Source organism: Variovorax sp. P1_H12_2, from assembly GCF_056405335.1.
The window spans coordinates 1-10,851 of the sequence record NZ_JBFUCI010000204.1 but is presented as its reverse complement, the minus strand read 5'-3'; the positions used below and the strand labels follow the sequence as shown (position 1 = coordinate 10,851).

The 10,851-nt window shown below is 66.0% G+C and carries 10 protein-coding genes; 3 read left to right on the top strand and 7 right to left on the bottom strand.

All coding sequences use genetic code 11. The annotated features are described in order from the left end of the window. The 5 genes from AC1D2K_RS19880 to AC1D2K_RS19860 all read right to left on the bottom strand — a co-directional run. Positions 1–865, bottom strand: an 865-nt coding sequence (locus AC1D2K_RS19880; RefSeq protein WP_478090552.1) for an ABC transporter permease, incomplete at its 3' end; no start/stop codon positions are given. 158 nt (positions 866–1,023) lie between these two features. Beyond that, the gene (locus AC1D2K_RS19875) at positions 1,024–2,607 is read right to left on the bottom strand and encodes an ABC transporter substrate-binding protein (RefSeq protein ID WP_478090551.1); all 1,584 of its coding nucleotides are present in this window, start codon (positions 2,605–2,607) and stop codon (positions 1,024–1,026) included. A 27-nt stretch (positions 2,608–2,634) separates the two neighbouring features. Next, positions 2,635–3,891, bottom strand: coding sequence for a M20 aminoacylase family protein (locus tag AC1D2K_RS19870; protein ID WP_478090550.1), 1,257 nt, complete (start codon positions 3,889–3,891; stop codon positions 2,635–2,637). Positions 3,892–3,910: 19 nt separating this feature from the next. Then, on the bottom strand, positions 3,911–4,891 hold the full coding sequence (locus tag AC1D2K_RS19865; RefSeq protein ID WP_478090549.1) for an ABC transporter permease: 981 nt from the start codon (positions 4,889–4,891) through the stop codon (positions 3,911–3,913). 162 nt (positions 4,892–5,053) lie between these two features. Further along, entirely contained in the window at positions 5,054–6,373 is a 1,320-nt protein-coding gene (locus AC1D2K_RS19860; protein ID WP_478090548.1) for a porin, read from the bottom strand. 281 nt (positions 6,374–6,654) lie between these two features. Here AC1D2K_RS19860 and coq7 point away from each other — a divergent pair, with 281 nt between their 5' ends. After that, positions 6,655–7,284, top strand: coding sequence for a 2-polyprenyl-3-methyl-6-methoxy-1,4-benzoquinone monooxygenase (gene coq7, locus AC1D2K_RS19855; RefSeq protein ID WP_478090547.1), 630 nt, complete (start codon positions 6,655–6,657; stop codon positions 7,282–7,284). Positions 7,285–7,409: 125 nt separating this feature from the next. Here coq7 and AC1D2K_RS19850 read toward each other — a convergent pair whose 3' ends face one another. After that, on the bottom strand, positions 7,410–7,862 hold the full coding sequence (locus tag AC1D2K_RS19850; RefSeq protein WP_478090546.1) for an OsmC family protein: 453 nt from the start codon (positions 7,860–7,862) through the stop codon (positions 7,410–7,412). Between the two features lie 252 nt (positions 7,863–8,114). Between AC1D2K_RS19850 and ilvA the strand changes: the two genes are divergently transcribed. Next, the gene (gene ilvA / locus AC1D2K_RS19845; protein ID WP_478090545.1) at positions 8,115–9,674 is read left to right on the top strand and encodes a threonine ammonia-lyase, biosynthetic; all 1,560 of its coding nucleotides are present in this window, start codon (positions 8,115–8,117) and stop codon (positions 9,672–9,674) included. A 13-nt stretch (positions 9,675–9,687) separates the two neighbouring features. Here the strand turns inward: ilvA and AC1D2K_RS19840 are convergent, their stop codons facing one another. After that, positions 9,688–10,260 (bottom strand): type II secretion system protein N, encoded by a 573-nt coding sequence (locus AC1D2K_RS19840; RefSeq protein ID WP_478090544.1) that lies wholly within the window; start codon positions 10,258–10,260, stop codon positions 9,688–9,690. A gap of 97 nt (positions 10,261–10,357) precedes the next feature. On the opposite strand from AC1D2K_RS19840, the gene gspG reads away from it, so the two are divergent. Beyond that, positions 10,358–10,798 carry a type II secretion system major pseudopilin GspG gene (gspG, locus tag AC1D2K_RS19835; RefSeq protein WP_478090543.1) on the top strand — a complete coding sequence of 147 codons (441 nt, stop codon included), beginning with the start codon at positions 10,358–10,360 and terminating at the stop codon, positions 10,796–10,798. The last annotated feature ends 53 nt before the right edge of the window (positions 10,799–10,851 follow it).

The window sequence follows — 10,851 nt, the reverse complement described above, 5'->3', positions numbered from 1 at the left end:
GGTTCACGCTGAGCGCGATCAGCACCAGCATCGCGCCCGGGAACACCGTGATCCACCATTCACCCGAGAACAGGTAGTCGTTGCCGACGCGGATGAGCGTGCCCAGCGACGGCGAGGTCGGCGGCACGCCGACGCCCAGAAAGGACAGAGTGGCTTCGGTGATGATCGCGGTCGCGACCTGGATCGTCGCCAGCACCATCACCGGACCCATCACGTTCGGCAGCACATGGCGCACCATGATGCGCCAGGGCGAGACACCGGTCACGCGCGCCGCCTGCACGTATTCCTTGCTGCGCTCGACCAGCGTCGAGCCGCGCACGGTGCGCGCGTACTGCACCCAGCCGGTCATCGAGATCGCGACGATCAGCACGCCGAAGGCCACCGAGGTCGGCGCATCGGGAAACAGCGCCCGACCGACGCCGGCCATCAGCAAGGCGATGAGGATCGGCGGGAACGACAGCATGACATCGCAGACGCGCATCAGGAAGGCATCGAGCCAGCCGCCCCAGAAGCCGGCGAGCAGTCCGAGCAGCACGCCGACCACGACCGAGAGCACCACCGACACCAGGCCGACGATGAGCGAGATGCGTGCGCCGTAGATCACGGCCGAAAGAATGTCGCGGCCCTGGTCGTCGGTGCCCAGCAGGTATTTGGAAGAGCCCTCCGCGCTCCAGGCCGGCGGCAGGCGCGCATCGCCGAGCTCGAGCAGTGCGAGGTCGAAGGGATTGTGCGGCGTCACCCAACCGGCRAACACCGCAGCGAACAGACAGGCGAAAGCGATCGCAGCGGCCAACATCGCGACCGGCGAACTGCGGAAGCTGTGTCCGACATCGCTGTCGAGCCAGCGGGCTAGAGTTTTTTTCATCGAGGAGCGGAAAGAAGGCGCCTATTGGCCAGAGGAGATCAGGCCGGCGCCGGGCCGCCAGCGCGGCGAAGTCCGCGCTTCGCTCTGGCGGGCGGCCTGCGACTGCCCCCTCGGGGGGCAGCGAGTACACGCAGTGACGGAGCGTGGGGGCTCATGTACTAAGGCTTGATGCTCATCCACTTGAAGTACATGAAGTTGTCGGCCAACTGCGTCAGCTCGACCTTCTTGCTCACGCCCCAGGCCAGCGACTGCTGGTGCAGCGGCAGATGACCGACGTCGTCCGCATGGATCGCGAACGCTTCCTTGATCAGCTCGTTGCGCTTGCCCTTGTCGCTCTCGGACTGGATCTTCTTGGTCAGCTCGTCGAGCTTGGGATTGCAGTAGGCGCCCAGATTGAACTGCCCGGTGCCCTTGTCGTCCGGGCACGCGGTCAACGACGACAGCGCGTTGTGTGCGTCGTAGGTGGTCGGGGTCCAGCCGAGCATGTAGAAGCTGGTGTCGCGGCGCAGGATCTTCGGGAAGTAGGTGCCCTTGGTCTCGGTTGCGAGATTGATCTTGACGCCGATCTTCGCCAGGTTCGACGCGATGCTCTGGCAGATCTGGCCGTCGTTCACGTAGCGGTCGTTCGGACAGTTCATCGTGACCTCGAAGCCGTTCGGGTAGCCGGCTTCGGTCAGCAGCTTCTTGGCGGCGTCGACATCGTAGGACGGGCGCTTGTCCTGCTCGGCGGTCCAGCCGTTGACGCCGGGGCCCACCAGCAGGGCCGTCGGGCGCGAGGCGCCGCGCATCACGGTCTTCTGGATGCCGACGATATCGATCGCCTGGTAGAAGGCCTGGCGCACGCGCTTGTCCTTGAACGGGTTCTTGCCCTTGACGCTGGAGTACTGCAGTTCGTCGCGCTTCTGGTCCATGCCCAGGAAGATCGTGCGCAGCTCGGGGCCGGCGATCACGCGCGCGTTCGGGCTCGCCGTGATGCGCGCGATGTCCTGCACCGGCACCGGTTCCATCACGTCGACCTGGCCGGACACCAGGGCGGCGACGCGGGTCGCGGGATTGGCGATCGGCGTGAAGATGACTTCCTGCGCGTTGCCCTCGATCTTGCCCCAGTAGGTGGCGTTGCGGGTGAACACGGTGCGAACGTCGGGCTGGCGCTCGCGCACGCGGAAGGGCCCGGTGCCGTTGGCCTTGAACGAGGCCGTGTTCTCGATGCCCTTGCGCTTGTCGACCGGCTTGGCGGCGCCGTTCTCCTCGCACCACTTCTTGCTCATGATCATGGTCAGCGAGATCACGTCGGGCAGGATCGGGAACGCGCCGGCGGTCTCGATCTCGACCGCATGGCTGTCGACCTTGCGCACTTCCTTGATGTCGCTCAGCGTGGCCTTCATGTCGGAGCCGTCGCCCTTGGCGCGTGCGAAGCTGAAGACCACGTCGTCCGCCGTGAACGGCGTGCCGTCGTGGAATTGAACCCCCTTGCGCAGTTCGAAGCGCCACACGTTCGGCGAGGTCTGCTTCCAGCTCGTCGCCAGCAGCGGCGCCAGGCTCAGGTCCTTGTTGCGCCCGGTCAGCGTCTCGTAGACGTTGGCGGCCACGCTGAGCTGCAGCGATTCGTTGAGCGAGTGCGGATCGAGCGACAGTGCATCGCCCTGGTTCGCGATCCGAATGGTTTGCGCGCCAGCCATCAGGCTCGCGGTCGCCAGCACGGACAGGATCGCGGCCGCGACCACACTTTTCTTCAGACTCATGAGAAGCACTCCTCGGGTTGAAATGACTCAGGATGCCGTCGACGAGACGGTCCTGGTTCCTGTTTTGCCGGCCTTGGCGGCCAGCGGCATGCCCTGCTCGACCAGGCCCGCGTGCAAGGCGGCGCCCAACGGCAGGATCTCGTCGTTGAAATCGTATTTGCTGTTGTGCAGGAAGGCGCCGCCCCGGGCGTCCTGGCCGATGCGCAGGTAGGCACCGGACTTCTTCTGCAACATGAAGGAGAAGTCCTCGGCGCCCATGCTCGGCTCCATGTTGCGCTCGACGTTGTGCGCACCCACCAGGGACTGCGCGACGTCGCCCGCGAACACGGCCTCGGGCGCGGAGTTGATGGTGGCCGGATAGATGCGCTCGAACCTCACCTGGGCGGTGGCGCCGAAGCCCGCGGCCACCGCGCTGCACAGTTCCGACAGCCGCCGCTCGACCTGCTCCTGCACACGGGAGCTGAAGGTGCGCACCGTGCCGACCAGCGTCGCCTTGCCCGGCACCACGCTCATCGCCCCGAGGTCGCCCGCCTGCACGGCRCAGATGCTGACGACCGCAGCGTCGATCGGCCGCACGTTGCGCGACACGATGCTCTGCACCGCCGTGATGATGTGCGCCGAGACCACCACCGGGTCGACCGTCAGGTAGGCATGCGCGCCGTGGCCGCCCTTGCCCTCGACGTCGATCGTGATGCGGTCGGCGGCCGCCATCATCGCGCCGCGATTGATGCCGACCGTGCCGGCCGGCATGCCGGGCCAATTGTGCATCGCGTAGACCGAGTCGACCGGGAAGCGGTCGAACAGGCCGTCCTCGATCATCACGCGGGCGCCGGCGAAGCCCTCCTCGCCGGGCTGGAAGATGAGCACCGCGGTGCCGTCGAAGTTGCGGGTCTCGGCCAGGTAGCGCGCGGCGCCGACCAGCATCGCGGTGTGGCCGTCATGCCCGCAGCCGTGCATCAGGCCGTGCTTTGCCGAGCGCCATTCGAAGTCGTTGTCCTCGCACATCGGCAGGGCGTCCATGTCGGCCCGCAGGCCGATCATGCGGCCGCTGGCCGTCGAGCGGCCACGGATCACGCCGACCAGGCCGGTCTTGCCGATGCCCGTGTGAATCTCGTCCACGCCGCACGCCTTCAGGGCCTCCCGGACACGGCCCGCGGTATAGATCTCCTCGAATCCGAGTTCGGGATGCGCATGCAGATCGCGCCGGAAAGCGGTCAGCTCCGGATAGAAACGGGCGATGTGCGCGAAGGGCCTGCCGGCCGCCTGGAGTCGGGATTCAGTCATTTCGATTTTCTTCGCACATCTAGTGACCTCCGGCGTTGCCGATCCGCAACCGCGGGTCGACCACGAAATAGAGCAGGTCGACCACGAGATTGATCGTCACGAAGATCAATGCGATCAGGCACAGGTAGGCCGCCATCACCGGGATGTCGGCGAAGGTCACGGCCTGGATGAACAAGAGCCCCATGCCGGGCCATTGGAAGACCGACTCGGTGATGATCGAGAAGGCGATCAACCCGCCCAATTGCAGTCCGGTAATGGTCATCACCGGCACCAGCGTGTTCTTGAGCGCGTGGCCGAAGTGAATCGCGCGGTCCGACAGGCCCCGCGCGCGCGCGAACTTGATGTAGTCGGCACGCAGCACCTCGAGCATTTCGGCGCGCACCAGCCGCATGATCAGTGTGAGCTGGAAGATCGCCAGCGTGATCGCCGGCAGCACGATGTGCATCCAGCCATCGGACGTCAGCAGGCCGCTGCTCCACCAGCCCAGTTGCACCGTCTCGCCGCGGCCGAAGCTCGGAAACCAGGCCAGGTGCACCGCGAACACCAGGATCAGCAGGATGCCGATCAGGAAGGTCGGCAGAGAGACGCCGAGCAATGACAGCGTCATGAACACCTGGCTCATGAAGCTGCCGCGCTTGAGCGCGGTGTAGACACCCATCGGAATGCCGATCGCGAGAGCGAGGACGGCCGCGACCAACGACAGCTCCAGCGTGGCCGGGAAGCGCTCGCCGATCAAGCGCGAGACCTTGGCGCCCTGACGCAGGCTGAGGCCGAACTCGCCTTGCGCGGCGTTGACGAGGAAGTGCCAGAACTGCACGAAGAAGGGCTTGTCGAGCCCCAGGGCGGAGCGAAGCTCGCGAACCTGCTCGGGCTTGGCATCCTGGCCCAGCAGGAAGACGACCGGATCACCCACGTACTGGAAGAGCAGGAAGGCGAAGAAGGCAACCGCGACCATGACGATCACGGCCTGGATCAGGCGGCGCAGTACGAAAGCAATCATTCAGCAAACGAAGTGTTCAACGATGCTAGCAGAGCAATCTGCGTGCCCATGCGGGGGTTCCCCGGGGGTGCGCAGCGCACTGCTGGAATGAAAAAAGCCACTCGACTTTCGTCGAGTGGCTTCTCAGACTTTCGATCGATGCTGGCTTACGCCAGCCTCAGATCAGAAAGCGTGACGGATACCGAAGTCGTAGCCCGTCGAGCTCTTCGGGATTCCGGTAACGATGGTGCTGCTCGACGAGAAGAAAGCCGGGCCGCCCAGCGTCAGGTCAGCACCGTCCTTGTTGCTGATGTACGCCACCGTTGCGTACAGGGCCGTACGCTTCGAGAGGTTGTGCACATAGCCCAGGGCCCACTTGTCCGACTTGGCATCGTTATTGAAACCGAGGAACGGATTGGCCGGGTTGATCAGGGTGCCGGTGTTCTGGTAGTTGACAGCCGAGTACGACATGCGGATCAGGCCAGGACCGACAGGAACGGTCGCGCCGAGCAGCCAGCCGTCAGCGCCAGGGTTACGCCAGCCGAACGGGTTGGTCACACCAGCGATGAAGCCCGTCGCGCTCTCTTGCTTGAGTTCGGCATTCGAGTATTCACCGAACACCTTGACCACGCCGAAGTCGTACGAAGCACCGAGGTTCCAGGTGTTCAGGTTGTTCGTGGTGCCTGCGTAGTAGTTCGACGCGATGGTGCTTTGGCCGTAGGCGATAGCAACGTCCAGGGGACCGTTGGCGTAGCCGACGCGACCACCACCGTAGCGGCCAGCACGCTCATTGCCAGGAACGAGCAGCAGCGCGGGGTTGTTCACGACCGCCAGCGAGCCGGGAGGGGTCAGGCCGGCCGGATCGTAGCTGGTCTTCTCGTTGAACGAGTACATCACCTGGCCATAGAAACCACCCAGGTTCGGCGGCAGGAAGTAGCCGACGGAGTTGCTGGCGCGAACGTAGTTTTGGTTCGCGGTGAAGCCACCCGTGCGGGCGCCGTTGCTGCTGAAACCGTTGGCGGTCGAGATCAGGTTGGTGCCCACGCCGTTGGTGCCGAACGGATCGAACACGGTGTCGTTCCAGAACGTCGGGGTGTAGTCACGACCGAGGCGGACTTCACCGAAGGCGCCGGACAGGCTGACGGTCGAACGACGGTTGAAGTTCAGGCCGCCACCGGTTGCAGCACCGGTGCCGTCATCGTTGTTCATGCCGGCTTCGAGCCAGAAGCTGGCAGCCAGGCCACCACCGAGGTCTTCCGTACCACGGAAGCCCAGACGGCTGGAGTTGTAGCCCGAGTTGGTCAGCTGCGTCTTGCTGGTCGTGACGCTCTGGGTGCCGAAGATGGGCACGCCATTGACGTTGCCCAGGAACACCGGCTGGTCCGTCTTGTTCGAGATGCCGTTGATCGTGGCGTCGACCACACCGAACAGGGTGACGGACGACTGAGCCGAGGCAATACCGGCAACAGCCAGAGCAGCCAGGGCAACTAGAGATTTTTTCATTGCAAGTTTCTCCAAGGTTAAACATAGGGCTCCGGTGCGAAGGGCTCACTGTGACTGGCACTTAGTGCTCCCACCGGACCCCGGGCCAACCTCCTTTTGGGAAGTTGTCGCTATTGCACCAGAGCCGCTTCATCAGGGCAAAACAATTCGCCCGAAAACGCGGCCGGGCGCAGCGTTTCGTTGCAGCGGTGCAACAAAGCTCTCGCACCCCTCCTCGTCTCACGATGCAAAAATYTCGACCGGAAACATGTGACACTTCGTACATCGGTTCCAATCGCGTCATGAACCGATCGCTTGACTCCGTCCTGGCAGTGGCAGACGCGGCGCTGCGCACCATGTTCGCCAAGCCGCATCCCACGCGGACGGCACCCCCTCCCGCCACGCCACCGGGCTCGCTGAGCGAGGCCGAGCGGCACGAAGCCGGCGCCCTGATGCGGGTCAACCATGTGGGGGAGGTTTGCGCGCAGGCCTTGTATACCGCGCAGGCAGCGGTCACACGGGATCCCGCCCTGCGGCGGCATTTCAACGAGGCCGCCCGCGAAGAAACCGACCACCTGGCCTGGACCCAGCAGCGGCTCGACGACCTGGGCAGCCATGCGTCGGTACTGAATCCGGTCTGGTACCTGGGCGCCTTCGGGCTGGGCCTGCTGGCGGGCCGGCTCGGCGACGCGACCAGCCTCGGCTTCGTCGCGGAGACCGAACGCCAGGTCGAGGCCCATCTGGATGGTCACCTCGACCGCCTGCCGGCCGGCGACACCGCCTCCCGGGCGGTGATCCAGCAGATGAAGCTCGACGAAGCCCGCCATGCCGCACAAGCCTGGAGCGCCGGTGCCAGAGAGCTCCCGGCACCCGCCAAGGCCCTCATGCGGATGGCGTCCCGCGTCATGACCACCGTGGCCCATAGGGTCTAGCTCGCCCCCAGGTTGGCTCACTTCGTGTAGCCGCCCACCCCCTGCCGGGGGCAACACCAGCGGCCCGGCGAAGCCGGTTCCGCGGTGTCTCCCCAACAGGCCTGGCTGCGCCGGCCGCGTGTGCCTCAGCCCAGTTCCACGAGGTCGAAGCTGGTGGTGATCTGGGCCGTCTTGCCCAACATGATGGTGGCCGAGCAATAGGTGTCGTGGCTCAGCGCGATCGCGCGCTCCACCGCGGCGGCCGGGATGCCTTTGCCGGCCACGGTGAAGTGCATGTGGATCTTGGTGAATACTTTCGGATCCTTTTCGGCCCGCTCACTGGTCAGCTTGACGCTGCAGCGCTCGACCTGGTGCCGCCCGCGCTTCAGGATCAGCACCACGTCGTAGGCGGTGCAGCCACCGGTGCCGGCCAGCACGGTCTCCATCGGCCGGGCCGCCAGGTTCTGGCCGCCGTTCTCGGGCTTGGCGGCATCCTGCGCGCCGTCCATCATCAGGACATGGCCGCTTCCGGTCTCGGCAACGAAGCCCATCGCCGACCGCGTGCCGGCATTGCCGGTCCAACTCACTGTGCATTCCATGATTCCAGGCCTCCAGAAGCCGCGGCAGAGGTCAAAACCCCTCCGCAGCGTGATTTAGTGTTCGAAAAGCGCAACTCGCGTGTTGCATTGCAGCAATCAACCGATATACTTTATTTCATCGCACATCGACACATGTGCACCGGTTGTCTCCTCCACCCTCCCAATTGGTGGATTTAGCCCCGAGCCGCAAGGCCCGGGGCTTTTTTCTTGGGCCCCGTGCGGCACGTGGCCGAGGCCTATGATCGCGGCCCTATGTCCACGCCTTCATCTTCCGCGCCCCTCACCCCCGCCGACTACCTCAAGAAGATCCTGACCGCGCGCGTCTACGACGTGGCCGTGGAATCGGCCCTCGAACCCGCTCGCGCCCTGAGCGCCAGGCTGGGCAACACGGTGCTGCTCAAGCGCGAAGACCAGCAGCCGGTCTTCAGCTTCAAGCTGCGCGGCGCCTACAACAAGATGGCGCACCTGAGCGCCGAGCAGCTCGCGAGCGGCGTGATCTGCGCGTCGGCGGGMAACCATGCACAGGGCGTCGCCCTGGGCGCCCACAAGCTCGGGGCGCGGGCCGTGGTGGTGATGCCGGTGACCACGCCGCAGCTCAAGATCGACGCCGTGCGGGCGCTCGGCGGCGAGGTGCACCTGCACGGCGACAGCTATTCGGACGCCTACGGCTATGCGCTCGAACAGCAGAAGCTGCATGGGTTCACCTTCGTCCACCCGTTCGACGACCCGGACGTGATCGCCGGCCAGGGCACGATCGCGATGGAGATGCTGCGCCAGCACCAAGGCCGGCTTGACGCGGTGTTCGTCGCCATCGGCGGCGGCGGCCTGATCTCGGGCGTGGCCAACTACATCAAGGCGGTGCGACCCGAGATCAAGGTGATCGGCGTGCAGATGAACGACTCGGACGCGATGATTCAATCGGTCGCCGCCCACCAGCGCGTGACGCTGCCCGATGTCGGCCTGTTCTCCGACGGCACCGCGGTCAAGCTGGTCGGCGAGGAGACCTTCCGCATCTCGAGCGAACTGGTGGACGAATTCATCACGGTCGACACCGACGCGGTCTGCGCAGGCATCAAGGACGTCTTCATCGACACGCGCAGCATCGTCGAGCCGGCCGGTGCGCTCGCGGTGGCGGCGATCAAGCAGTATGTCGAAGCCCGCGGCACCCGCGGCGAGACCTATGCCGCGATCCTCTGCGGTGCCAACATGAATTTCGACCGGCTGCGCTTCGTGGCCGAACGGGCCGAGGTCGGCGAGGAGCGCGAGGCGCTGTTCGCCGTGACCATTCCCGAGGAGCGCGGCAGCTTCCGCCGCTTCTGCGAGCTGATCGGACAGCTGCCGGGCGCCTCGCGCAACGTGACCGAGTTCAACTACCGCATCAGCGATTCGAAGGAGGCCCACGTGTTCGTCGGCCTGACCACGACCACGCGCGGCGAATCGAAGACCATCGCCGACACTTTCGAGGCGCACGGCTTCGGCGCCATCGACCTCACGCACGACGAACTCGCGAAGGAGCACATCCGCCACATGGTCGGCGGCCGCTCCGGGCTCGCGCACGAAGAGCGGCTGCTGCGCTTTGTCTTCCCCGAGCGGCCCGGGGCGCTGTTGAAGTTCCTGAGCCTGCTGCGGCCGAACTGGAACATCAGCCTGTTCCACTACCGCAACCAGGGCGCCGACTACGGGCGCATCCTGGTCGGGCTGCAGGTGCCTGCGGCCGAGCATCAGGCCTTCGACGATTTTCTGCTCACCCTCGGATATCCCTTCGTCGAGGAGACCGGCAACCCGGTTTACAAACTGTTTCTGCAGGCCTGAGGCCGGCGGCGTCTCAGCTCGGCGGCGCGGCGGGTGCGGTCACGGGCGGCGTGGGCGGCGTGGGCGGCGCATTCACGGGCGGCGGGGGCGGCGTGAGCGGCGCCACGACCGGCGCCATCATCGGCGGGAGGCCGGTCGGGGGCAGTGGCGCCGGCGGGGTCATCACGGCCAGGGGCTTGGTGGGCAGTTGCAGGGTGAACGCAGGCGCCGAGTCCCGGCTGGCGCCCAGCGTGACCGCGCGGCGGTCCAGGGACTGCAGCACGTAGCCTTCGGCGACCGGATAGCCGACCCGGAACGGCCGGGCCGGCTTGCCGTCGACAGCGATCAATGCGGCACCCTTCTGGTCGGCATCGGCCACCACGCCGAGCAGCACGAAGCGGCTCGCGGCATCGGGCTGTACGGCGGCTGCGGCGCGGGTCGGCACGGCGCCCAGCACCTGCGCCACCGCAGCGGGATCGACCTCGGCCGGCGCGGTGCTCGCCACGGCCGGCGGCGCCACGGCACCTGAGGGCGCTGCGAGCCTCAGGCCCCAGAACACGACGCTCGCCGCCGCCAGCGCCCACAGAGCGGTCGTGGCACCGGCCACAGGCCAACGGCTGGTTACAAAGGGAACTGACATCACCCCGGATTATCATTCAGTGAATACGGCCAGTTCCGTACCCCCGCTCCCCTTACACGCCTTCATGCCCAATTTCCACCGTTCTTCCGTCCGCGTCGTGCAGCGCGGCTTCACCCTGATCGAACTGATGGTCGTGCTGGTCATCATCGGCGTGCTCGCAGCGCTGATCGTGCCGAACGTCATCGAGCGGGCCGACGATGCCCGCGTGACCGCCGCCAAGACCGACGTCAACAACCTGATGCAGGCGCTCAAGCTGTACCGGCTCGACAACCAGCGCTATCCGACCTCCGAGCAGGGCCTGCAGTCCCTGCTGACCCGCCCGACCAGCGGCCCGGCGGCGCCCAACTGGAAGCCCTATGTCGAGAAACTGCCGAACGACCCCTGGGGCCGGCCCTACCAATACCTGAATCCGGGCGTCAAGGGCGAGATCGACGTGTTTTCGCTCGGCGCCGACGGCGAGCCCGGTGGCGAAGGCAAGAATGCCGACATCGGCAGCTGGCAGTAAGGTCCGCTGCCGCCCACCCGCCCCCGCCCGTACCAAGACCGGCGGCTTCACGC

Coding starts and splice junctions, on each gene's coding strand:
- AC1D2K_RS19875 (WP_478090551.1), bottom strand. CDS start 2,607: ATGAGTCTGAAGAAAAGTGTGGTCGCGGCCGCGATCCTGTCCGTGCTG.
- gspG (WP_478090543.1), top strand. CDS start 10,358: ATGCCCAATTTCCACCGTTCTTCCGTCCGCGTCGTGCAGCGCGGCTTC.
- AC1D2K_RS19850 (WP_478090546.1), bottom strand. CDS start 7,862: ATGGAATGCACAGTGAGTTGGACCGGCAATGCCGGCACGCGGTCGGCG.
- AC1D2K_RS19865 (WP_478090549.1), bottom strand. CDS start 4,891: ATGATTGCTTTCGTACTGCGCCGCCTGATCCAGGCCGTGATCGTCATG.
- coq7 (WP_478090547.1), top strand. CDS start 6,655: ATGAACCGATCGCTTGACTCCGTCCTGGCAGTGGCAGACGCGGCGCTG.
- AC1D2K_RS19860 (WP_478090548.1), bottom strand. CDS start 6,373: ATGAAAAAATCTCTAGTTGCCCTGGCTGCTCTGGCTGTTGCCGGTATT.